At 76.1% G+C, this 23,502-nt stretch carries 19 protein-coding genes; 8 read left to right on the top strand and 11 right to left on the bottom strand.

All coding sequences use genetic code 11. From position 1 onward, the window contains the following. Positions 1 to 4: 4 nt before the first annotated feature. Positions 5 to 247, bottom strand: coding sequence for a DUF3046 domain-containing protein (locus KG103_RS07765; protein WP_207341373.1), 243 nt, complete (start codon positions 245 to 247; stop codon positions 5 to 7). A gap of 57 nt (positions 248 to 304) precedes the next feature. Between KG103_RS07765 and KG103_RS07760 the strand changes: the two genes are divergently transcribed. Both KG103_RS07760 and KG103_RS07755 read left to right on the top strand, forming a co-directional pair. Beyond that, positions 305 to 5,389: an Lhr family helicase gene (locus KG103_RS07760; protein ID WP_207341497.1), complete on the top strand. Its 5,085-nt coding sequence runs from the start codon at positions 305 to 307 to the stop codon at positions 5,387 to 5,389. 18 nt (positions 5,390 to 5,407) lie between these two features. Then, positions 5,408 to 6,229 (top strand): DNA-formamidopyrimidine glycosylase family protein, encoded by an 822-nt coding sequence (locus KG103_RS07755; RefSeq protein ID WP_207341374.1) that lies wholly within the window; start codon positions 5,408 to 5,410, stop codon positions 6,227 to 6,229. Between the two features lie 75 nt (positions 6,230 to 6,304). Here KG103_RS07755 and KG103_RS07750 read toward each other — a convergent pair whose 3' ends face one another. The 3 genes from KG103_RS07750 to pgsA form a co-directional block, all read right to left on the bottom strand. Continuing rightward, the gene (locus tag KG103_RS07750; protein ID WP_207341498.1) at positions 6,305 to 6,667 is read right to left on the bottom strand and encodes a helix-turn-helix domain-containing protein; all 363 of its coding nucleotides are present in this window, start codon (positions 6,665 to 6,667) and stop codon (positions 6,305 to 6,307) included. A gap of 249 nt (positions 6,668 to 6,916) precedes the next feature. Then, positions 6,917 to 7,387, bottom strand: coding sequence for a CinA family protein (locus tag KG103_RS07745; RefSeq protein ID WP_207341375.1), 471 nt, complete (start codon positions 7,385 to 7,387; stop codon positions 6,917 to 6,919). Continuing rightward, on the bottom strand, positions 7,384 to 7,977 hold the full coding sequence (pgsA, locus tag KG103_RS07740; RefSeq protein WP_207341376.1) for a CDP-diacylglycerol--glycerol-3-phosphate 3-phosphatidyltransferase: 594 nt from the start codon (positions 7,975 to 7,977) through the stop codon (positions 7,384 to 7,386). Before pgsA ends, KG103_RS07745 begins: the two co-directional genes overlap by 4 nt. A gap of 110 nt (positions 7,978 to 8,087) precedes the next feature. On the opposite strand from pgsA, the gene KG103_RS07735 reads away from it, so the two are divergent. After that, a complete protein-coding gene (locus KG103_RS07735; protein ID WP_249670846.1) occupies positions 8,088 to 9,401 on the top strand; it encodes a CapA family protein in 1,314 nt (437 codons plus the stop codon). A gap of 87 nt (positions 9,402 to 9,488) precedes the next feature. Here the strand turns inward: KG103_RS07735 and KG103_RS07730 are convergent, their stop codons facing one another. From KG103_RS07730 to KG103_RS07720, 3 genes are all read right to left on the bottom strand, one after another. Further along, positions 9,489 to 11,663: a putative bifunctional diguanylate cyclase/phosphodiesterase gene (locus KG103_RS07730; protein WP_207341377.1), complete on the bottom strand. Its 2,175-nt coding sequence runs from the start codon at positions 11,661 to 11,663 to the stop codon at positions 9,489 to 9,491. Between the two features lie 11 nt (positions 11,664 to 11,674). Next, the gene (locus tag KG103_RS07725; RefSeq protein ID WP_242635674.1) at positions 11,675 to 14,305 is read right to left on the bottom strand and encodes an FtsK/SpoIIIE family DNA translocase; all 2,631 of its coding nucleotides are present in this window, start codon (positions 14,303 to 14,305) and stop codon (positions 11,675 to 11,677) included. Between the two features lie 94 nt (positions 14,306 to 14,399). After that, positions 14,400 to 14,810, bottom strand: a complete 411-nt coding sequence (locus tag KG103_RS07720; protein ID WP_207341378.1) for a hypothetical protein — start codon at positions 14,808 to 14,810, stop codon at positions 14,400 to 14,402. A gap of 74 nt (positions 14,811 to 14,884) precedes the next feature. Here KG103_RS07720 and KG103_RS07715 point away from each other — a divergent pair, with 74 nt between their 5' ends. Continuing rightward, a complete protein-coding gene (locus KG103_RS07715; protein WP_207341379.1) occupies positions 14,885 to 15,553 on the top strand; it encodes a TetR/AcrR family transcriptional regulator in 669 nt (222 codons plus the stop codon). Between the two features lie 105 nt (positions 15,554 to 15,658). Next, on the top strand, positions 15,659 to 16,792 hold the full coding sequence (locus tag KG103_RS07710) for a DNA glycosylase AlkZ-like family protein (protein WP_207341380.1): 1,134 nt from the start codon (positions 15,659 to 15,661) through the stop codon (positions 16,790 to 16,792). Between the two features lie 73 nt (positions 16,793 to 16,865). On the opposite strand, the gene KG103_RS07705 is transcribed toward KG103_RS07710, so the two are convergent. From KG103_RS07705 to KG103_RS07690, 4 genes are all read right to left on the bottom strand, one after another. Then, positions 16,866 to 18,551, bottom strand: coding sequence for a ribonuclease J (locus KG103_RS07705; RefSeq protein ID WP_089802168.1), 1,686 nt, complete (start codon positions 18,549 to 18,551; stop codon positions 16,866 to 16,868). Between the two features lie 37 nt (positions 18,552 to 18,588). Next, positions 18,589 to 19,518, bottom strand: coding sequence for a 4-hydroxy-tetrahydrodipicolinate synthase (gene dapA, locus KG103_RS07700; protein ID WP_207341381.1), 930 nt, complete (start codon positions 19,516 to 19,518; stop codon positions 18,589 to 18,591). A 68-nt stretch (positions 19,519 to 19,586) separates the two neighbouring features. Then, positions 19,587 to 20,069: a dihydrofolate reductase gene (locus tag KG103_RS07695; RefSeq protein ID WP_207341382.1), complete on the bottom strand. Its 483-nt coding sequence runs from the start codon at positions 20,067 to 20,069 to the stop codon at positions 19,587 to 19,589. A 3-nt stretch (positions 20,070 to 20,072) separates the two neighbouring features. Further along, positions 20,073 to 20,909, bottom strand: coding sequence for a thymidylate synthase (locus KG103_RS07690; RefSeq protein ID WP_207341383.1), 837 nt, complete (start codon positions 20,907 to 20,909; stop codon positions 20,073 to 20,075). A 35-nt stretch (positions 20,910 to 20,944) separates the two neighbouring features. On the opposite strand from KG103_RS07690, the gene KG103_RS07685 reads away from it, so the two are divergent. The 3 genes from KG103_RS07685 (at position 20,945) to KG103_RS07675 (ending at position 23,493) form a co-directional block, all read left to right on the top strand. Then, positions 20,945 to 22,414 (top strand): NAD-dependent succinate-semialdehyde dehydrogenase, encoded by a 1,470-nt coding sequence (locus KG103_RS07685; RefSeq protein ID WP_207341384.1) that lies wholly within the window; start codon positions 20,945 to 20,947, stop codon positions 22,412 to 22,414. A gap of 72 nt (positions 22,415 to 22,486) precedes the next feature. Beyond that, a complete protein-coding gene (locus KG103_RS07680) occupies positions 22,487 to 23,182 on the top strand; it encodes an AzlC family ABC transporter permease (RefSeq protein ID WP_249670845.1) in 696 nt (231 codons plus the stop codon). Next, entirely contained in the window at positions 23,179 to 23,493 is a 315-nt protein-coding gene (locus tag KG103_RS07675; protein ID WP_207341386.1) for an AzlD domain-containing protein, read from the top strand. The genes KG103_RS07680 and KG103_RS07675 overlap by 4 nt, the downstream gene beginning before the upstream one ends. Positions 23,494 to 23,502: the final 9 nt, after the last annotated feature.

Genomic DNA, 23,502 nt, shown 5'->3' with positions numbered 1-23,502 from the left:
CGCGTCAGCGCCCCGCCTGCCGCGGTGGCGCCTGGCGGTGCTGGTCCCTGCCCCACCGGTCCGACTCGGGGACGCCGAGGGCGTCGCACAGCGCGCGCCACACGACGCGCGGCTCGACCCCGTCGGCGAGGGCGGCGGCCCCGGTCCGGCCGCCCAGCTCGCCCAGGACCATCTCGCCGAGCAGCAGCCGGCCCTGGACAGGGCCGAGCACGTCGTCCACCAGACCGGCCAGCTCGCGATGCCTCACACCCCCAGCCTGCCACCGTCCGGCGGGGCCGCGCGCGTGTCGGTCGTGCCCGACACAATGGCCCCCGTGGTGCTCGACCGGTTCTCCGCGCCGACCCGTGCGTGGTTCACGGGCGCCTTCGACGCGCCCACGGCCGCGCAGGCGGGTGCGTGGGAGGCCGTCGCGGGCGGCGACCACGCGCTGGTGGTGGCACCCACGGGGTCCGGCAAGACGCTCGCGGCGTTCCTCTGGGGGCTCGACGGCCTGCTGACGGGGCCGGCGCCGCAGGACCCGACCCGGCGCTGCCGCGTGCTGTACGTGTCCCCGCTGAAGGCGCTGGCCACGGACGTGGAGCGGAACCTGCGCTCGCCGCTGGTCGGCATCCGCCAGGCCGCCACCCGCCTGGGGACGACGCTGCCGGAGGTGACGGTCGGCATCCGGACCGGTGACACCCCGCCCGCGGAGCGCCGCGCGTTCGCGACGGCCCCGCCGGACGTGCTCATCACGACGCCGGAGTCGCTGTACCTCGTGCTCACGTCCGGTGCCCGCCGCGGCCTCGCCGGCGTCCGCACGGTGATCGTCGACGAGATCCACGCGGTCGCCGGGACGAAGCGTGGTGCGCACCTCGCCGTCAGCCTGGAGCGCCTCGACGCCCTGCTCGAGGCGGAGGGCGGGCCGGGCCCGGCCCAGCGGGTGGGCCTGTCCGCGACCGTGCGACCGGTCGACGCCGTCGCGTCCTTCCTCGGCGGCGCGCGCACGCCCGCGGACGGCGGTCGGTCCGTGGTCGTCGTGCAGCCGCCGTCGCAGAAGGTCATCGAGGTCGACGTCGTGGTCCCCGTGCCGGACCTGGGCGACCTGGCGGCCGCGGGCCGGCCGGGCGCGGCCGGGACCGCACCGGGGTCGGTCGGACGGTACGGCGGCCCGGGCATCGACCCCGACCTGGCGGGCTTCGGCGCCCCGGCGCCCGGCGCCGCTGCGACGACGGTCGAGGGCGAGCGACCCCGCGCGTCCATCTGGCCGCACGTCGAGGAGCGGGTGGTCGACCTGGTGGCGGCGCACCGCTCGACGCTGGTGTTCGCCAACTCCCGGCGCGGGGCGGAGCGCCTGACCGCCAGGATCAACGAGGTCTGGGCCGAGCGCCACGGCGCCGACGTCCCGGACCCCGGGTCGGTGCGCGCGGCGGCCGTGCCCGGGCAGTCGGGGACCGCGGCCGGCGTCGACACGCGGGACGCGGCGACGATCGTGGCGCGCGCGCACCACGGGTCGATGAGCCGCGCGGAGCGAACCCGCACCGAGACCGAGCTCAAGGCCGGCCGGCTGCCGGCCGTGGTGGCCACCAGCTCCCTGGAGCTCGGCATCGACATGGGCGCCCTCGACCTGGTCGTCCAGGTGGGCGCACCGCCCTCGGTCGCCAGCGGCCTGCAGCGCGTGGGGCGCGCCGGGCACCAGGTCGGTGCGGTGTCCCGCGGCGTTGTCTTCCCGACGCACCGCGGCGAGCTGGTGCCGGCGGCCGTGACCGCGCAGCGCATGCGCACCGGGGAGCTCGAGGCACTGGCCGTTCCGGCCAACCCGCTGGACGTCCTCGCCCAGCAGGTGGTCGCGATGGTGGCCGTCGACGACTGGGCCGTCGACGACCTGGCCCGCGTCGTGCGCCGCGCCGCCCCCTTCGCCCACCTGGGCGACGTGACCCTGCGCGCCGTGCTCGACATGCTCGCCGGCCGCTACCCGTCGGAGGACTTCGCCGAGCTGCGCCCGCGCGTGGTGTGGGACCGCGTGACGGACGTCCTGTCGGGGCGGCCCGGTGCGCTGCGCCTCGCCGTCACCAGCGGCGGCACCATCCCGGACCGCGGCATGTTCGGGGTCTTCCTCGCCGGCGGCGACACGACGGCCGACGTGGCGGTGGACGCCGAGCGCACGGGCGGCCGGCTGCGCGGCGGCAAGCGCGTCGGCGAGCTCGACGAGGAGATGGTCTACGAGTCGCGCGTCGGGGACACGTTCACGCTCGGGTCGAGCACGTGGCGCATCGAGGACATCACCCCCGACCGGGTGCTCGTCACACCCGCACCCGGCGTCCCGGGGCGCCTGCCGTTCTGGAAGGGTGACGCACCCGGCCGGCCGGCCGAGCTGGGCCGGGCGGTGGGCGCCTGGGTCCGCGAGGTCGCGGCGCTGCCGGACGCGGGTGCGCGGGCGCGGGCCGAGGGCGCGGGCCTGGACCCGTGGGCCGCGGACAACCTGCTGGCCTACCTGCGCGACCAGCAGGCGGCGACGGGGCAGCTGCCGAGCGACACGGTGCTGGTCGTGGAACGGTTCCGCGACGAGCTGGGCGACTGGCGCATCGTGCTGCACTCCCCGTACGGCGCGCGGGTCCACGCCCCGTGGGCGCTGGTGCTGGCCGGGCGTCTGCGGGAGCGCTACGGGGTGGACGCGGCCGCCATGCACGCCGACGACGGCATCGTGCTGCGCCTTCCGGACGTGCTGGACGGCGCGGCGGACGCCGCGTGGGGCGAGGACGCGGCCGCGGGTGACGGTCCCCGGCTGAGCCTGGAGGACCTGCTGCTCGACCCGGACGAGGTGCTCACGGCCGTCCGGGACGAGCTCGGCGGGTCCGCGATGTTCGCGGCCCGGTTCCGTGAGGCGGCCGGCCGCGCGCTGCTGCTGCCGCGGCGCCGCCCGGACCGCCGCCAGCCGCTGTGGCAGCAGCGCCAGCGCGCGGCGCAGCTGCTGGAGGTCGCAGCCCGGTACCCGGACTTCCCGATCCTGCTCGAGGCCGTGCGCGAGTGCCTCCAGGACGACTTCGACACCGAGGCCCTCTCCGGTCTCATGCGGGACGTGGGGACGGGACGCGTGCGCGTCGTCGAGGTGACGACTCCGCACCCCTCGCCGTTCGCGCAGTCGCTGCTGTTCGGCTACACCGCCCAGTTCCTCTACGAGGGCGACGCCCCGCTCGCCGAGCGACGGGCCGCCGCCCTCACGCTCGACCCCACGCTGCTGGCCGAGCTGCTCGGCACCGGCGGCGAGTCGCAGCTCGCCGACCTGCTGGACCCCGAGGCGGTCGAGCGCACCGAGGCCGAGCTGGCCGGCACAGCCCCGGACCGCCAGGCGGGATCCCTCGAGCAGGTCGCCGACGTCCTGCGGCGTCACGGCCCGCTCACGGCGACCGAGGTGGCAGCCCGCACCCGCCCCGAGCTCCGCGACGCGGTCCCGGTGTGGCTCGACGAGCTCGCGGCGGCGCGCCGGGCCATCCGGGTCCGCCTCGCGGGGCTGCCCGGCGACCGCGCCGAGCAGTGGGCGGCGGTCGAGGACGCCGGACGCCTGCGCGACGCCCTCGGCGTGGCGCTGCCCGTCGGTGTGCCGGAGGTCTTCACCGAGGTGCTGCCCGACCCCCTGGCCGACCTGCTGCGCCGGCACGCCCGCACGCGCGGGCCGTTCCCCGCCGCGCAGGCGGCGTCCCGGTTCGGCCTGGGCGTCGCGGTGGTCACCGAGGTGCTGCGACGGCTCGAGGCGTCGGGCGTCCTGGTGCAGGGCCGGCTGCGTCCCGACGTGCTGGGCGGGACCGGTGACGAGTTCTGCGACGCCGAGGTGCTGCGCCGGCTGCGCCAGCGCTCGCTCGCGGCGCTGCGCGCCCAGGTGGAGCCGGTCGACCCGCAGGCACTGGGCGTCTTCCTCCCGCAGTGGCAGGGCGTCCAGGCCGTCGGGCGGCGACCCTCGGGGCTGCGCGGCGTCGACGCGGTGGCCCGTGCCGTCGAGCAGCTAGCCGGCTTCGCCGTGCCCGCGTCGGCGCTGGAGACCCACGTGCTGCCGGCGCGGGTGCCCGACTACGTGCCCGCGATGCTCGACGAGCTGACGGCCGCGGGTGAGGTGCTCTGGGCCGGGCACGCGCCGCTGGCCGGGCACGACGGGCTCGTCTCGCTGCACCCCACGGCGGTCGCGGACCTCACCCTGGCCCCGGTGCCCGACCTCGACGACCCGGACGCCCCGGCGACCGACCGCGTGCACCGCGCGGTGCTCGCGGCGCTCGAGGGCGGCGGTGCCTGGTTCCTCGCCGCGATCGTCGAGCGGGTGGCGGCGCAGTGGCTGGACGAGGACGCGCCGCCGGACACCGCCGGCGTCCTGACCGCGCTGTGGGACCTGGTGTGGGCGGGCCGCGTCACCAACGACGGCCTGGGACCGCTGCGTGCGTGGCTCGCCGGCGGGTCCACCGCGCACCGCACGCGCCCCGCGCCTGCACGCGGGCGGCCGGTGCGGCCACGCCTCGGCCTGCGCGCCGGTGGCCGGCTCGGCGTGGGCCCGACCGGGACCGTCCCGCGCACGGCGGGACCGACCTCCGGGCCCGGCGCCGGGCGGTGGTCGCTGCTACCCGCCCGGGAACCGGACGCGACGGTGCGCGCGCACGCCCTGGCGGCCCAGCTGCTGGACCGGCACGGGGTGCTGACGCGTGCCGTCGCACCCGCCGAGGGCATCGGCGGCCGGTTCGCCGCGGTGTACCGCGTGCTGACCGCGCTCGAGCAGGCGGGCCAGGTCCGTCGCGGGTACTTCGTCGAGCGGCTGGGTGGGTCGCAGTTCGCGCTGCCCGGGGCGGTCGACAGGCTGCGCACCGACGCGGAGGTCGTCGACCGGGCCCGTGAGCAGGCGGCCGACCGCCGCGACGCCGGCCCCGCCGGGCCGACGCTCCCGTGGCAGGACGTCGCCCCGCCCGCCTGGGGTGGCCCTGCCGGGCCGGGCACCTGGTCACCCGGTGCGGGGAGCCCCGCCTCGCGGCAGGAGCCGCCGTGGTCCGTGGTGCTGGCCGCGACGGACCCCGCCAACCCGTACGGCGCCGCGCTGGCCTGGCCCGACGCGCCGCCGGGGCGCGACGCGACCGGCCACCGACCGGGCCGCAAGGCGGGCGCGCTCGTCGCCCTGGTGGACGGGGCGCTCACGCTCTACCTCGAGCGCGGCGGGCGCACCCTGCTGACCTTCACCGACGACGCCACGATCCTCGCCGCGGCCGCGCAGGCGCTCGTCACGACGGCCCGCGACCGACGCACGGGCCGGCTGACCGTCGAGCGCATCGACGGGTCGCCCGTCCTGTCCGCCGAGGTGCTGCGCTCCCCCGCGGTCACCGCCCTGACGGCGGCCGGGTTCGTCACCACACCGCGCGGCCTGCGCCTGCAGGTCCCGTGAGGGCCCGCGGAGGACGCCGTGCCCGAGGGTGACGTGCTGCGGCGCACCGCCGCGCACCTGGACCGGGCGCTGGCCGGCCGTCGCCTGCTCCGGGCCGACCTGCGCTGGCCCACCGCGGCGGCGGTCGACCTGGTCGGCCGCACCGTGCTCGGCACGCGGCCGTACGGCAAGCACCTGCTCACCCGCTTCGACGACGGCCGCACCCTGCACACGCACCTGCGCATGGACGGGACATGGCGCATCGTCCCCACGGGCGGGCCGCGCGCGGGTGCCCGCGCGCCCGACGTCCGGGCCGTCCTGGGTGACGAGCGCTGGACGGCGGTGGGCCACCACCTCGGCATGCTCGACGTGGTTCCCACGAGCACGGAGCGAACGCTGCTCGCGCACCTCGGCCCCGACGTCCTCGACGGCGACTTCGACACCACGCCGGGCGTCCCGTGGGCGGGACCACCGGTGCTGGACCTGCCCACCCCGGGGATCGAGGAGGCGCTGCGCCGCTGGGCGGCTCAGGGTGCCCGGCCCGTCGCGGAGGTCCTGCTCGACCAGCGGGTCGTGGTCGGCATCGGCACGATCTTCACCGCCGAGGCGCTGTTCGCGCGGGGGTGGTGGCCCTGGGCCCCGGCGTCGGAGGTGACGGACGCCGACGAGGTGCTGCGCGCGGCCCGGGCGCTGCTGCGGGCCTCGGTCGCGCAGGGCAGGCCCACAGCGGCCGTCTACGGCCGGCAGGGTCGCACGTGCCTGCGGTGCGGTGCGCGCGTCGCGCGCGGGGACGTGGGCGAGCAGCCCACGCAGCGGCAGGTCTACTGGTGCCCGGGGTGCCAGGTGCGCGGTCGTCCCTGACCGCGGACCTCCGCCTTCGGGCGTCTCGCATGCGGACCGCGCGCCGCCTCGGCGACGCGCGGGACGGGTGCCGGCTCAGCCGACGGGCGCGAGCTCCGAGCGCGGCATCGCCCACCCGGCGTCGCCGCCGAGCGCTCGCTCGGTACCGCCGACGCCCGCGCAGGCCGTCAGGTCCGCCGGCACGGTGTCGGGGATCAGCAGACCCTCCGCCACGGCGACACGGTCGCTGACCTCGCGCAGCACGAGGGAGAGCGGTACGTCGAGCGCGTCGCAGATGCTGCTCAGCAGCTCCGACGACGCCTCCTTCTGCCCGCGCTCGACCTCGCTGAGGTACCCCAGCGAGACGCGGGCGGCCGAGGAGACCTCACGCAGGGTGCGGCCCTGGCGCTGGCGCGCGTCCCGCAGGACGTCGCCGATCTCTCGTCGCAGGACGACCATCTGGGCTCCTCCCCTCACGTCGTGTCCCCGGTTCTCCGACGGGCCCGCCCCACGCGGGGCCGTCGCACTTGACGCTCCCGGCCGAGAAGCCGGGAGACGTCCACCGTACCGCGCACCGCCCACGCGTGCGTTCGTGCCTCGCAGGGGCGGCCGGGTGCTCGTCATATCCCCCCCAACGCGACGCCCCTCCGGCGTGTTCCCGGCGCCGGTGAGGCGATGGGGGTGAGGTCACGGGGTGACCTCCCACGGTCAGGGGCCGAGCACCTGCGCAGCGAGGCTCAGCACAGCGGCGCAGGCCGCGGCGCGGACGTCCCGGCGGTCGCCCGGCAGGTCCAGGCTGCGCACGTGGCGTGCCTCGGGGGTGACCACCGCGACGTGCACCGTGCCCGGTGCGTGGCCGTCCTGCTGGTCGGGCCCCGCCACGCCCGTGGTCGCCAGGCCCACGTCCGCGCCGAGGCGCTGCCGTACCCCCGCCGCCATCGCGACCGCCACCTCGGGATCCACCGCACCGCGCGCCGCGAGCAGGGCCGCGTCGACCCCCAGGACGCTCGCCTTGAGCTCGGTGGCGTACGCGACCACGCCCCCACGCAGGACGCGTGAGGCGCCCGGCACGTCCACGAGCGTGGCCGTCACCAGACCACCGGTGAGCGACTCCGCGACGGCCAGCGACCACCCGCGCCGTGCCGCGGCGTCGAGGACGGCGGCCGGCGCGGCACTCACAGCCCTGCCGCCGGCGGCAGGCCGGCTGCGCGCCGGATGCGGGCGGCGTCCCGCACGTAGTCGAGCCCGGTGAGCACCGTGACCAGGACGGCGGCGGCCATGACGACCGCGGCCGGCACCCCGACGAACGCCGGCAGGTGGTCCAGCGGGAGCAGGTACAGCGAGATCGCCACGGCCTGCAGGACCGTCTTGAGCTTGCCGCCGCGGGAGGCCGGCAGCACGACGTACCGCAGCAGGAAGAACCGCATGACGGTGATGCCGAGCTCACGCACCAGGACCAGCACGGTGACCCACCACCAGAGGTCCCCCAACCACGACAGCAGCACCAGTGCGCTGCCGATGAGCAGCTTGTCCGCGATCGGGTCGAGCATCTTGCCGAGGTCGGTCACCTGGCCGGAGCGGCGCGCGAGCCAGCCGTCGAGCCGATCCGACGCGGCGGCGAGGACGAAGAGCCCCGTGGCCAGCAGCCGGCCACCGACGGTGTGACCGCCGTCGGCCAGCAACGCCACGGCGAAGAGCGGGACAACGGCGATGCGCAGCACGGTGACGACGTTGGCCGCGTTCCAGGCGGAGGGAGCGTCGGAGACCACGCGCACAGCCTAAGCGCCGGTCGGTGGGCCACCCGACAGGGCGCTTCTCACCTGCGGGATCACACGTCCAGCGGTGTCGCCCGTGTCCCCCGCGGGGCTAGCGTCCGGGCGTGCCTCGACATGCCCGGGACCCCGGAGCAGCGGTGCTCCCCGTGGCCGTGGCGAGCACCCTGGCCGCGCTCGTGCTGGTGGGCGCCGCCGGAGCTGCCGGCGCCCTCGCCCTGGGGCCCGCACCGGCACCGCCCGTCCCGACGGTGGCGGGGGCCCACGCGTCGCGCCCGACCGTGACGCCCACCCCGCCGCCCGACCCCGACCCCGACCCGGACGTCGAGCTCACCGTCGTCGCCGCGGGCGACGTCCTGCCGCACATGCCCGTCCTGCGCTCGGCCCGGGTCGACGGCGGCTACGACTTCGACCGCCTGCTCGGCCCGCTCGACCCGTGGGTCCAGGGCGCCGACCTGGCGCTGTGCCACCTGGAGGTGCCCGTGGCACCGGACCGCTCGGCACCGTCGGGCTACCCCGTCTTCGGGGCCCCTGCGGAGCTCGCGGCAGGGCTGGCCGACCAGGGCTGGGACGGCTGCTCGACCGCCTCGAACCACGCCGTCGACCGCGGGTGGGCCGGGGTCGTCGCCACGCTCGACGCGCTCGACGCCGCGGGGCTGGGACACGCGGGCACGGCACGGTCGGCGGCCGAGGGCGCCGACCCGCAGCTCTACCGCCTGGAACGCGGCGGCCGCACGGTGACCGTCGCGCACCTCTCCGCGACCTACGGCACCAACGGCATGCCGGTCGACGCCGACAAGCCGTGGTCGGTCCAGCTGCTCGACGTGGACGACGTCCTCGCGCGGGCCGGCGCGGCCCGCCACGCCGGTGCCGACGTGGTCCTGGTGAGCCTGCACTGGGGCACGGAGTACCGCACGGCACCGACCGACGTGCAGCGGGCGGTCGCGCAGCGCCTCGCCGACGCGGGCACGGTCGACCTCGTGATCGGGCACCACGCCCACGTGCCCCAGCCGGTCGAGCAGCTCGCCGGCGGGCCGGGAGGGGCCGGGATGTGGGTCGCCTACGGCCTCGGCAACTACGTGTCCAACCAGGACGAGGCGTGCTGCTCGCGCGCCACCGCCTCCGGGCTGCTGCTGACCGCCCAGGTCGTCGCGACGGGGGCCGATCCCGCCGCCGGCACGCCCGCCGGGCCCGCCCGCGTGGTCGGGGTGCAGTGGACGCCCGTCACGGTGGACCGGCGCGGCGGGCACACGGTCCACGCGCTCGTCGACGTCCCGGCCGGCTCGGCGGGCCTGTCGGCCGCCCAGGTGGCCGACCGGCTCGCGCTCGTCCGGGACGCTGCGGGCACCGCGGCACCCGAGCGCCTCGCACCGGCCCTGGCCACGGGCCCTGCACCGGTGGCCGTCCCGCGCGGTCGGTGAGCCCGGCCGCACCGCCCGCGGCTCCTGCCCGCACCCACCCGCGGTGCGTGCGTCGCACCCGCAGCGCACCCGCCGCCGCGGGTGCCGTCAGGGCATCGGGCGCGCGCCGCCGTACAACCAGCCCTGCCCGTAGCGCCAGCCGTTGCGCCGCAGGAAGTCGGCCTGCTCCTCGTTCTCGATGCCCTCGGCGATCGTGACCATCGCGAGCTCCCGCGCCAGGGCACCCAGCGCGCGCACCACCTTGCCGGCCGTCGGGTCGTGCGGGATGCCGGAGGTGAACGACATGTCGAGCTTGACCCCGGCGACGGGCAGGTCGCGCAGGTAGGACAGGGGCGAGACGCCCGTGCCGAAGTCGTCGAGCAGGATCGGCACGCCCGCGGCCGAGAGCTGCGTCAGCTCGTGGCGGATGCGCGTGCCCGACGCCACCAGGGACGACTCGGTGAGCTCCAGGACCAGCCGGCCCGCCGTGACGCGGTGCCGCGAGAGGTCCTGCAGCAGCCGCGTGGCGAGCTCGGAGTCCCCCAGCTGGTCGGCGGACACGTTGACGGACACCCAGCGTCCGTCGTCGGCGGTCCGCGCCAGGTGCTCGACGACCTGCGTGGCCACGAGCTGCCCGAGCAGCACCGACACCCCGGCCTCCTGCACCTGGGGCAGGAACGCCCCCGGCAGCAGCAGCCCGCGGTGGGGGTGCTGCCACCGCACCAGCGCCTCGTAGCCGACCACGTGCCCGTCGGACAGGTCGACGATCGGCTGGTAGTGCACCACCAGCTCCCCTGCCTCGATGGCCTCCACCAGCTCGCGGTGCACCATCGAGGGCGCGGCGATCTCCATCGACGTGTCGTAGACCTCGGTGCGCCCGCGGCCGCTCTGCTTGGCCCGGTAGAGGGCCGCGTCCGCCGCCGCGAGCAGCGTCGGCGCACCCGCCTCGACCAGGTGCGGCTCGGCGAGCGCGATGCCGATGCTCGCCCGTACACCGAGCCGGCGGCGGCCGACCCGCACGGGCTCGGCGAGCCCGGAGTGGATCTCGTTCGCGACCTCGAAAACCGCCTTGGCGGCGTGCACGTCCTGCAGCACCACGACGAACTCGTCACCGCCGAGCCGCGCGACGGTGCTGCTGCCGGAGGTCGCGGCCCGCAGCACGCCGGCGACGTGCACGAGGATGTCGTCGCCCGCGGCGTGGCCGTAGCGGTCGTTGATGTCCTTGAACCCGTCGAGGTCGCACGCGAGCACCGCGATGCGGTCCACCGCCCCCGGCTGGGCGAGCGCGGCCTGCAGGACCTCCTGGAGCAGCGTGCGGTTCGCCAGCCCCGTCAGCGGGTCGTGCATGGCGCGGTGGGTGAGCATCTCCGCCTGCATGCGGGACTCGGTCGCGTCGCGCACCTGGACGACGAAGTGGTCCGGCCCGCCGTCGGCGGCGCGCACGAGCGCCGCGTCCAGCACGACCCACACCAGCTGGTCGTCGGCACGCCGGCACCGCATCTCGAGCGAGAACCGCTGCTGGCCCCCGCCGAGCAGCTTGTCCATCTCCATGCGCTGGGCGGCGCGGTCCTCGGGTGCGCTGAGCTCGTCGACGCGGTAGCCCCGCAGCGCCGCGGCGTGGGTGCCGAGCAGCTCGGCGAGCGCCACGTTGGCCTCGGTGATCCGCCAGTCGAGGTCGACGAGCGCCATGCCGATCGGCGCGTTCTCCATGGCGACCCGGAACTGCGTCTCGCTGCGGGACAGCGCCACCTCCACGTCGTGGCGGGCGGTGATGTCGACCACCGTGGTGAGCACGGCGATCTCCCCGTCCTCCTCTGCGGGCACGGAGCGGCTCGTCACCTGCACCACCGACGGCCGGTTGCCCGGACCGGGTGGCACGAGGGTGACCACCGTGGTGCGCTCGTCCGCGTCGCCCTCGTGCCGGCCCAGCACCAGGCCGGGGTTCACCGCGAGGCCGCGGTCGTCCAGCAGGACGACCGGGAGACGCGAGACCGGCACCCCCACGACGGCCTCCCGCTCGACGCCGAGGATCTGAGCGGCCCGCTCCGACAGGTCGAGCACGTGCCCGTCCCGCGACTGCACCACGACACCTTCGGCGGTGACGCGCTGCAGCGCGTCGTAGCGCCGGTGCAGCTGCCGGGCCACGCGGACCAGCTCGGCGTTGCGCCGGGCCTGCGACCGCTCGCGGCGCAGCAGCACCAGCACGGTCGCGAGCGCACCGACGGCGACCACCGCGATGACCGTCGTGACGATGCTGTACGGGCCGACCAGACCAGCGTCCACGCCGTGGCCGCTCAGTCGCCGTCGGCGGGGACGTGCCCGCCGGGGCTCTCCTCGTCCGCGAGCGGCGCCGGCTCCGGCGCGCTCTCGCCGCGCAGCATCGCCAGCGTCGCGGGCAGGTCGTCCGGCTGCAGCAGCACCTCGCGCGCCTTCGAGCCCTCGGACGGACCGACGATCTCGCGCGACTCGAGCAGGTCCATGAGCCGGCCCGCCTTCGCGAACCCGACGCGCAGCTTGCGCTGCAGCATCGACGTCGAGCCGAACTGGGTGGTCACGACGAGCTCGGCGGCCTGCAGCAGCAGGTCGAGGTCGTCGCCGATGTCCTCGTCGACCTGCTTCTTGGTGGCGACCACGGCGACGTCCTCGCGGTACACCGGCTTGAGCTGCGTCTTGACGTGCTCGACGACCGCGTGGATCTCCGACTCGGAGACCCACGCGCCCTGGGTGCGCATCGGCTTGGCCGCGCCCATGGGCAGGAACAGGGCGTCACCCTGGCCGATGAGCTTCTCGGCGCCGGGCTGGTCCAGCACGACGCGGGAGTCGGTGAGCGAGCTCGTGGCGAAGGCCAGGCGGGAGGGGACGTTGGCCTTGATGAGGCCGGTGACGACGTCGACGGACGGGCGCTGGGTGGCGAGCACCAGGTGGATGCCGGCGGCCCGCGCGAGCTGCGTGATGCGCTGGATCGAGGCCTCGACGTCGCGCGGGGCGACCATCATGAGGTCGGCGAGCTCGTCGACGATGACCAGGAGGTACGGGTAGGTCGCGATCTTGCGCTCGGACCCGGGCAGCGGCTTGACCTTGCCGGCGCGCACGGCGGCGTTGAAGTCGTCGATGTGCTTGTACCCGAACATCGCCAGGTCGTCGTAGCGCGCCTCCATCTCCCGCACCACCCACTCGAGGGCCTCGGCGGCCTTCTTCGGGTTGGTGATGATGGGGGTGATGAGGTGCGGGATGCCCTCGTACAGCGTGAGCTCGACGCGCTTGGGGTCGACGAGGATCATGCGGACCTCGTCGGGCGTGGAGCGCATGAGGATCGAGACGATCATCGAGTTGACGAACGACGACTTGCCCGCACCGGTGGCGCCCGCGACCAGGAGGTGCGGCATCTTGGCGAGGTTGGCCACGACGTAGCCGCCCTCGACGTCCTTGCCGACGCCGATCACCATGGGGTGCTCGGTGCGCTTGGCGGCCGACGAGCGCAGCACGTCGCCCAGCGCGACCGTCTCGCGGTCGGTGTTGGGGATCTCGATGCCGATGGCCGACTTGCCGGGGATCGGCGACAGGATGCGCACGTCGGCGCTGGCGACGGCGTAGGCGATGTTCTTGCTCAGCGCGGTGACGCGCTCCACCTTGACGGCGGGCCCGAGCTCGACCTCGTAGCGGGTGACCGTCGGCCCCCGGGTGAACCCGGTGACCTGCGCGTCGATCTCGAACTGCTCCAGGACCGACGTCAGCGACTCCACGACCCGGTCGTTGGCGGCCGAGCGCACCTTGTGCGGGGCGCCCTTCGCCAGCACGTCCTCGGTGGGCAGGATGTAGACGACGTCGCCCTCGAGCATCGGCTGCTCACCGCGCGGGACCCCGCTGGTGGGCGGCGCGGGCAGCTCGGCCTCGACGGCCGCCATCGGCACGGTGGGCGCGGTGGGCGCCATGCGCCGGGTCTCCAGCGCGTCGGCGGCAGCCGCGGCGGCGGCGGCCTCCTCCTCCTCGCGCGCCACGACGGCTGCGCGCTCGAACGCCTCGTCGCCCTCGTACCCGTCGAGCCGCCCGTCCTCCGGCGGCGCCAGGTCCTCGGCCCGGCGGCGGCCCAGGAGACGCCGCGGCTTCTTGGCCGGGGGCTCGGGACGGGCGCTGTGCAGCGCCTCGATCACCAGGGGCGCGTCCTCGTCCACGTCCTCGGCGGGGTGCTCGTGCTGGCCGGTCAGGCGGCGGTAGAGGCCGCGCAGACGGGGCCCGATCTGGTGCACGGGCGTCGCCGTGACCACGAGCACCCCGAAGAAGGCGAGGATGCCGAGCAGCAGCCCCGCCACGATCGTCGTCAGCAGCGTGGCGAGCGGCGTGCCGACGCCGAAGCCGACGATGCCCCCCGCGGCGCGGACGGCAGCCATGTCCTGCGTGGCGGGCAGCCCGTTCGCGAGGTGGACGATGCCGCACACGGCGACCGTGATGGCGCTGAGCCCGATGCCGATGCGCGAGTTGGCCTGGACGCGGTCCGGGTGCCGCATCAGCCGCACGCCGACCCCCAGCAGCACCACGGGCACCGCGACGCCGACGACGCCGAACGTCCCGGCCACGACGTTGTGGATGACGTCACCGGCCGTGCCGGACAGGTCCCACCACTCGCGCGCGGCGACGACCACGGCCAGACCGACGAGCGTCAGCGCGAGGCCGTCGCGCCGGTGGGCGGGGTCGAGCTCGCGGGCACCGGCCCCGACGTGCCGGGCGGTTCCGCCGACGAGGTGCGCGGCGCCCATCCAGACGCGGCGCACGATGCGCACCGGCAGAGCGGGTTGACGCGGTGCCGGGGGGGCGCCACGCCCCGCGGGACGGGACGCGCCGCGCGGCTGGGCGCCCTTGGGTGACCGGGGCGACGCACCGGAGGCACGCGTGGGGCGCGCGGGGCCGGGGGTCGTACGGGTCGCCATGGTCCTCACGGTAGCCGCACCGGGCGCCGCTCCCCGGCGACCGGGGGTCGTGTCGCCCGGTGGCACTCGCCACTCCCGGGTGAATCGGGGCTCCTCAGGCGGTCAGCAGACCGACGCCGAGGGTCACGACGCCCGCCGCGACGGCCAGCGCGCCGAGCGGCAGCAGGGCGACGAGGCGGTTGGGCCGCGTCCGGCCGGACCCCGCGGCGGACAGGAAGAACCCGGCCGGCAGCAGCACGGCGCCGACGAGCACGCCGGTCTGCGCGAGCCACCGCCAGCCCCCGGTGAGGGACGTGGCCTCCCCGAGCAGCAGGCACACCATTCCGAGGGTGACCAGCACACCGGCGTGGGCGTGCCCGGCCCGGTAGAACGAGCGCTGGAAGTCGGTGGCCGGGGCACGCCCGGTGACGACCCGCAGCAGGAACCACCCGCCGGACTCGATCGTGACGACCGCGAGGGCCACCACCCCCGCCGTGCTGCGCGCCGCGTCGGTGAGCTCGATCATGAGGCCACCTCCTTTCGTAACACTGTTACAAAACACCGTTACGGAATCCGTGTCAAGCCCCTTATCCTCAGGACGTGCCCCGCCCCCGCAGCCACGACGACACCCTGCGCGAACGACTCCTCGAGGAGGCGACCCGTGCCGTGGCGGACGACGGTGCGGCCGCGCTCACCGTCCGCGACGCCGCCGCCCGGGCCGGGACGTCGTCCAGCGCCGTGTACGCGCTCTTCGGCGGTCGGGACGCGCTGCTGCAGGCCGTCGGCGACCGCGCCGCGGCCCGGTTCGCCGCGCGGCTGCGCGACGCACCCGCCACCGGCGAGCCGGGCGCGGACCTGCTCGCGCTCGGGGTGGCCTACCGCCGCTTCGCCCTCGACGAGCCGCAGGCGTACCGCGTCATGTTCGCGCGCCCCGGCGCCGGGGCCCGCCACCCCGCGAGCGGGCCCGTGGACGAGGCGCCCACGTTCGTCGTGCTGCGCGACGCCGCCGCCCGCGCACTCGCCGCGAGCGCCGCCGCGCCCTTCGACCCCGACGGCGCCGACCGCGACGCGGTGGCCGCCGCCGCGACCGGGCTGTGGGCGCTCACCCACGGCTGGGTGATGCTCGAGATCGACGGCCTGCTCCCCTGGCCGCCGCACGAGCGCGACGTGCGGTACGTCGCCGCGCTGCGCGGCGCGGGCCCCGGCCTGCTGCGCGGCACCCCGCCCGGCGCTGTCCGCGACGGCCCGGACGGGGCCCGGACCCCGTAGCCGGGCGCCCGGGCACGCCTGCGGGTGGGGGGGGTCCGCGGGCCGCCGGCCCGGTACCCGCGGCCGTCGGTCGCCCGTGTCGGTGGCCGGTGCCACCATCGGCGTATGACGTCAACCGCCCCCGGTGCCACCCGCGCGGCGGTCCTGCGGTACCGGGTGCACGCCCAGCAGCTCGACGCCGCGCCGGCGACGAGCGCGGACCCCGCAGCGCCGACCGTGCTGGACGCCGGCGTGCAGGACACCGGACCCGACGGGGCCCTGTGGGCGCTGGCGCTGCGCGGTGCGGACGTGCGGGCGGGCGAGCCGCCCGAGGCCCTCGTGCTCGCCTGGACCCTGCGCGGCGCGCCGCACGCCTACCGGCGGGACGAGCTGGCCGCGGTCGAGGCCGCGGCCCGGCCCTGGTCGGCCCGTGACGCCGCCCAGCGGCTCTTCGACGCCGCACGCCCCCTGCGTGCGGCCGGGATCGACCCGCGCGACGCGCTGGCCACGGCCGCGCGCACCATGCGGGACGTCGTGACGGCGCCGATGCCGAAGGGTGCGGTGTCGACTGCCCTGACGTCCCGGCTGCCCGAGCCCTACCTGCGGTGGTGCCGCACGTGCGGCGCGACGCACGTGTACGAGCAGACGTTCCGCCTGGCCGCGCTGCACGGGGGCCTCGAGCTGGTGCCGGGGACCTCACCGCCGGTGCTGCGTCGGGTGACCGGCTGGCCGCCCGACGCCGTCGGCCGCACGGACGCACCCGGCCCCGGCGGGCGGCACGACCTCGTCCGCACGGCCCTGCACCTCCTGGGTCCGTCGACCCCCCGCCTCGTCGCCGCGTACCTGGACGCCCCGGTGGCTGACGTGACGGCGCGCTGGCCGCACGACGTCCACGAGGTCGACGTGGCAGGAGAACCACGCAGCGTCCTCACCGCGGACGCCGACGCGCTCGCCACCGCCCACGACGTGCCGCCGGCGCCCGTGCGGCTCCTCGGCCCGTACGACCTGTTCCTGCAGGCGCGGGACCGCGAGCTCCTCGTGCCGGACGCAGCGCGACGTGCGGCGCTGTGGCCGGCGCTCGGTCGGCCGGGCGCCGTGCTGCGGGACGGTGACGTCGTCGGCACCTGGCGCCCGCGTGCCCGCGGCGCCCGTCTCGCCCTCGAGGTCGACCCGTGGACGCCGTGGGACGCGGCCACGCGGCGCGCGGTCGCGACGGAGCACGAGCGCCTCGCGGAGTTCCGGGGCAAGCAGCCGGCCTGAGCCGGTGTCCCCCGGGACGTGACGAGGCCCCTGTCGTCCCGGCGCGGGCCGGGACGACAGGGGCCTCAGCGGATCACGCCTCGACGACCACGGGGATGATCATCGGCCGGCGACGCAGCTTGTTGGACACCCAGCGGCCCACGACGCGGCGCATCACCTGCTGGAGCTGGTGCGTGTCCGTCGCGCCCGACCGGGCGGCGTCCTCGAGCGCGGCCGTGAGCACGGGCAGGATCTCGTCGAAGACGTCGTCCTGCTCGGCCACGCCGCGGGCGTGGATCTGCGGACCGGCGAGCACCTTGCCGTCGCCGGAGGACACGACGGCGAAGATGGAGACGAAGCCCTCGTCCCCGAGGATCCGACGGTCCTTCAGCTCGGCCTCGGTGAGCTCGCCGACGCTGGACCCGTCGACGTACACGTAGCCGCAGGGCACGGCGCCGACGACGCGGGCGCGGCCGTCGATCAGGTCGACCACCACACCGTCCTCCGCGAGCACCACGCGGTCCGCCGGTACACCGGTCTTCACCGCGAGCGCGGCGTTGGCGATGAGGTGCCGCACCTCGCCGTGCACGGGCATGACGTTGCGCGGTCGCAGGATGTTGTAGCAGTAGAGCAGCTCGCCGGCGCTGGCGTGGCCCGAGACGTGGACCTTGGCGTTGCCCGAGTGCACGACGCGCGCGCCCAGCCGCATGAGGCCGTTGATGACGCGGAACACGGCGTTCTCGTTGCCGGGGATGAGGCTCGAGGCGAGGACCACGGTGTCACCGGGGCCGACGGACACCTTGTGGTCGCCGTTGGCGATGCGCGACAGCGCGGCCATGGGCTCACCCTGCGACCCGGTGCACATGAGCACGACGCGGTCGTCGGGGAGCTTCTCGATCTGCTTCTGGTCGACCAGCACCCCGTCGGGGACCCGCAGGTACCCCAGCTCGGCGGCGATGCCCATGTTGCGCACCATCGACCGGCCGACCAGGGCGACCTTGCGCTCGTTGGCCACGGCAGCGTCGATGACCTGCTGCACGCGGTGCACGTGGGACGCGAACGACGCCACGACGACACGTCCGGTGGACTCGGCGAAGACCTGGTCGAGGACCGGCCCGATCTCCCGCTCGGGGGTGACGAAGCCGGGGACCTCGGCGTTGGTCGAGTCGACCATGAACAGGTCGACACCCTGCTCGCCGAGGCGCGCGAACGCGCGCAGGTCGGTGATGCGCCCGTCGAGCGGGAGCTGGTCCATCTTGAAGTCACCGGTGTGCAGCACGGTGCCGGCGGGGGTCCGCACGGCGACCGCGAGCGCGTCCGGGATGGAGTGGTTGACGGCGACGAACTCGCACTCGAAGGCGCCGAGCTGCTCGACCTGGCCCTCGCGCACCGGCAGCGTCAGCGGCGCGATGCGGTGCTCCTTGAGCTTGGCCTCGACGAACGCGAGGGTCAGCTGCGAGCCCACCAGCGGGATGTCGCGGCGCAGCCGCAGCAGGTACGGCACGGCACCGATGTGGTCCTCGTGGCCGTGCGTCAGCACGATCGCGTCGATGTCGTCCAGGCGGTCCCGGATGTAGTCGAAGTCGGGCAGGATCAGGTCGACGCCGGGCTGGTGGTCCTCGGGGAACAGGACGCCGCAGTCGATGACGAGCAGCCGCCCCGCGTACTCGAGGACGGCCATGTTGCGCCCGACCTCACCGAGCCCGCCGAGGGGGACGATCCGCAGAGCGCCCTCCGGCAGCGGCGGGGGCAGGGTCAGGTCGGGGTGCGGGTGACTCATGGAGCTCCTGAGGGATCGGTGGGTCCCGACCGCTGCGTCACGCGCGGTCGGTGCCCGCGACGACGCCCAGCAGACCTGCGGCCGCCAGACCGGCACGCACGTCGGCGGCCTCGTCGTCGGTGAAGGGGACCAGGGGAAGCCGGGAGGCCCGGCTGTGGAGGATGCCGAGCTCGACGAGCGCGGCCTTCGCGGCCGCCGCCTGGAACCCGGCGCCGTTGAGGGCCGTGACCACGGGCAGCAGCGAACGGTAGACGTCGAGGGCGGTCGCGGGGTCGCCGGCCTGCCAGGCCGCGAACAGGCGCGCGAAGCCCTCGGGCGCGGCCTGCGTCGCGACGCCCACGAGGCCGACGGCCCCGTGCGCGAGCTGCGCGAGGGTCAGGGCGTCGTCGCCGCTGTACCAGGCCAGGCCGGTGCGCACGATCGACCGGGCGGCGGCGACGACGTCGCCGGACGCGTCCTTCATCGCCACGACGTGGTCCAGGGCGGCGAGCCGGTCGATCGTCGAGGCCGCCAGCCGCACCCCGGCACGGCCGGGGACGTCGTAGAGCATGACGGGCAGGTCCGTGGCGGACGCGACGGCCCCCACGTGGGCGACGATGCCGTCCTGCGACGGCCGCGAGTAGTACGGGGTGACGACGAGCAGCCCGTGCGCGCCGGCCTCCGCGGCCTGCTCGGCCATGCGGACGGCGTGCGCCGTGTCGTTCGACCCGGCGCCGGCGACGACGTACGCACGGTCACCGACGGCCTCGACGACCGCGGCGACGATCTCGGCCTTCTCCGGTGCGTGGGTCGTCGGCGCCTCGCCGGTCGTGCCGTTGAGGACCAGGCCGTCGTGCCCCGCGTCGACGAGGTGCTTCGCGAGCCGGACCGTGGCCTCGAGGTCGACGGCGCCGTCCGCGGTCATCGGGGTGACCATGGCGGACAGCAGCGACCCGAACGGGTGGGTTGCGGAGGTCACGGCGGGCATGCGCACACGGTACCGCTCGGACCCGTCGTCCGCGTCGACCCTTCCACCCACCGGTCCGGGAGCGTCCGTCACCGCACCCAGGTGTCGAACCGGTAGCGGGTCCCGGTCCGCGAGGTGTGCCACGGGCCGTCCGGGCCGCCGGCGACGAGCCGCCAGCCCGGCCCGATCGCGGGTGCCGTGGTGTCCCCGGGCACGTCCAGGTCGACGACCGTCACCTCGAGCCGGTCGGCGCGGCCGAGCGTCGCGGCGTAGACGGCTCCCCCGCCGATCACCCAGACGTCCGGCGCGCTGCGCAGGGCGGTGTCGAGGTCGGCGCGGACCTCGGCCCCCGGCGCCCGGTAGCCCGGGTCGCGCGACAGCACCACGTTGCGGCGCCCGGGGAGCGGCCGGAACCGCTCGGGCAGGGACTCCCACGTGGCGCGCCCCATGACGACCGTGCCGCCGGCAGTGACCTCGCGGAAGTGCGCCAGGTCCTCGGGCACGTGCCACGGGATGGCGCCGGCGTCACCGATGACCCCGGCGGGCGTCTGCGCCCAGACCAGACCGATCACGCGTCAGACCGCCACGGGCGCGGAGATCGCGGGGTGGTGCACGTAGCCCTCCACCGCCACGTCCTCCCACGTGTAGTCGAACAACGACCCCGCCCGGCGCAGCCGCAGCGTGGGGTACGGGTACGGGTCGCGGGAGAGCTGCTCGCGGACCTGCTCGACGTGGTTGTCGTACACGTGGCAGTCGCCGCCGGTCCACACCAGGTCCCCGACCTCGAGGTCGACCTGCTGGGCGATCATGTGCGTGAGCAGCGCGTACGAGGCGATGTTGAACGGCACCCCGAGGAACAGGTCGGCCGAGCGCTGGTACACCTGGCACGACAGCCGCCCGTCGGCGACGTACAGCTGGAAGAACGCGTGGCACGGCACCAGCGCCATGCGGTCGAGCTCGGCGACGTTCCACGCCGACACGACGTGCCGCCGGGAGTCGGGGTTCGCGCGCAGGTCCGCCAGCACGCGCGTGAGCTGGTCGACGTGGCCGCCGTCGGGCGTCGGCCACGACCGCCACTGCACGCCGTAGACGGGCCCGAGCTCGCCGTCCGCGTCGGCCCACTCGTCCCAGATGTGCACGCCGCGCTCGACCAGCGAGGAGATGTTCGACTCCCCGCGCAGGAACCAGAACAGCTCCTCCGCGACGCCTCGGAAGAAGACCCGCTTGGTCGTGACCAGCGGGAACCCGGCGCGCAGGTCGTAGCGCAGCTGGTGCCCGAACAGCGAGCGCGTGCCGGTGCCGGTGCGGTCGGACTTCGGCGTCCCCGTGGCCAGGACGAGGCGCAGCAGGTCCTCGTACGGCGTCGGGACGTCGGTCGTCGGGGCGTGCGTGGCGTCGGCCGGCTCCGTCATGGCGACATCGTAGGCAGGAGGCCAGGATGGTCGGCATGACCTCGCCGCTGCCGCCGACCGTCGCCGCGCACCTGCCCACCGGGATGCTCGTGGGCGGGCGGTGGCGCGCCGCGAGGTCGGGCGCGACGTTCGAGGTCGAGGACCCGGCGACGGCCCGCACGATCTTCGAGGTCGCCGACGCCGACGAGGCGGACGCCCGCGACGCGCTCGACGCCGCCGTCGAGGCGTTCGACCCGTGGCGCCGCACCGCGCCGCGCGTGCGCTCGGACCTGCTGCGGGCCGTCTTCGACACGCTCGTGGCCCGCACGGACGACATCGCGGCGCTCGTGACCGCCGAGGGCGGCAAGCCCTTGGCGGAGTCGCGCGCCGAGGTCGCGTACGCGGCCGAGTACGTGCGCTGGTACAGCGAGCAGGCCGTCCGGGTCGACGGGCTCGCGCGACGCGCCCCGGCGGGCACCCACCACCAGCTCGTGCTGCGCCGACCGGTCGGCCCTGCCCTGTTGATCGCGCCCTGGAACTTCCCGATCGCCATGATCGCGCGCAAGATCGCGCCCGCGCTGGCCGCCGGGTGCACGTGCGTCGTCAAGCCCGCGCGGCTGACGCCGCTGACCACGGCGTACGTCGCCGAGGTCATCCGCGCCGAGCTCGAGGCGCGGGACCTGCCGGCGGGCGTCGTCAACGTCGTGCCCTCGTCGTCCGCGCGGCGGATCAGCGAGCCGCTGCTGGCCGACCCCCGGCTGCGCAAGCTGTCGTTCACCGGGTCGACCGAGGTGGGGGCCACGCTGCTGGCCGCGGCCGCCCCGTCGATCCTGCGCACCTCGATGGAGCTGGGCGGCAACGCCCCGTTCCTGGTCTTCGCGGACGCCGACCTCGACGCCGCGGTCGAGGGCGCGGTGCAGGCCAAGATGCGCAACTCCGGCCAGACGTGCGTGGCGGCCAACCGATTCCTCGTGCACGCGTCCGTCGCGGACGAGTTCTCGCGCCGGCTCACGCGGGCCTTCGAGGGTCTCGTCCTGGGGCACGGCGCCGACGACGGCGTGACGGTCGGCCCGCTCATCGAGCGCGCGGCGGTCGAGCGCGTCGCCGAGGTCGTGGCGCAGGCCGCCGACGGCGGCGCCCGGGTCCGCACGGGCGGCACCGTCCCGCGCCGTGCCGGGTACTTCTACGCACCGACGGTGCTGACGGACGTCGCGCCGGACGCCCGCGTGGTGACCGAGGAGATCTTCGGGCCCGTCGCGCCCGTCGTGACGTTCGACGACGAGGACGAGGCGCTGCGCCTGGCCAACGCGACCCCGTTCGGGCTGGTGGCGTACGCCTACACGCGGGACGTCGGCCGGGCCATGCGGCTGGCCGACGAGGTGCAGGCGGGGATGATCGGCATCAACCGGGGCATGGTCTCCGACGCCAGCGCACCCTTCGGCGGGCTCAAGACCTCGGGCCTGGGCCGGGAGGGCGGCGAGCTCGGCATCGAGGAGTACCTCGACCCGGTGTACGTGGCGCTCTGACGTCGCCCGGCACGGGCGCCGCCGGCACATCCGCGCGCGGCCCGGCACACCGCCGTGCGGGAGACTGGGGACGTGACCACGCACGACCCCGCCTCCGCCGCGCGCCGGCAGGCGGTCTCGGTGTCGGTCGCCACCGGGCTGTACGGCATCTCGTTCGGTGCGCTGTCCGTCGCCGCCGGCCTGTCGGTCCCGCAGACGATGGCCCTGAGCCTGCTGATGTTCTCGGGCGGCTCCCAGTTCGCCTTCATCGGCGTCGTCGGCGGCGGCGGCGCCATGGGTGCCGCCGTCGCGTCCGCCGCGCTCCTCGGCGCGCGCAACGGGCTGTACGGCGCCCAGCTGACGCCCCTGCTGGACCTGCCGTGGTCCCGGCGCCTGCCGGCCGCGCAGCTGACCATCGACGAGTCGACGGCTGTCGCGACGGCCCAGCCGACCCGGGCGGCCGCGCGGGTCGGCTTCTGGTGGACCGGCGTGGGCGTGTACGTGCTGTGGAACCTGTTCTCGCTGCTGGGGGCGCTCGTCGGCGACCGCCTCGGCGACCCGCGCGCCTACGGGCTCGACGCCGCCGCGGCTGCCGCGTTCCTCGCACTGGTGTGGCCACGCCTGGCGGGGCGGGCCGCGCAGGCGGTGGCGGCGGCCGCGGTCGTCGTGGCGCTGGCGACCACGCCGCTGCTGCCCGCCGGCGTCCCGGTGCTGCTGGCCGCGCTGGTGGCCGTGGTCGTCGGCCTCGTCACGACCCGACGCCCGCCCGCACCGGGAGCGGGAGCATGACCGCGCTGTGGGGCGGCGTGCTGCTCGCGGGCCTGGCGTGCCTCGCCATCAAGCTCGCGGGCCACGTCCTGCCGGAGCACTGGCTCGCCCAGCCACGGGTCGCACGTGTGGCCGCCCTCGTCACCGTCGCGCTGCTCTCGGCGCTCGTCGCCGTGCAGGCCGCCACCGACGGCGGACGCGTCGTGCTGGACGCGCGGCTGCCCGCACTGGCCGTGGCGGCCGTCGCGCTGGTGCTGCGTGCGCCGTTCGTCGTCGTCGTGCTGCTCGCCGCGGCGACCGCGGCCGGTCTGCGCCTGCTCGGCATGCCGTGACGGGCGGCC

It is taken from the genome of Cellulomonas wangleii (assembly GCF_018388445.1).
Lineage (GTDB): Bacteria > Actinomycetota > Actinomycetes > Actinomycetales > Cellulomonadaceae > Cellulomonas > Cellulomonas wangleii.
This window is presented reverse-complemented; position numbering and strand designations above follow the sequence as displayed.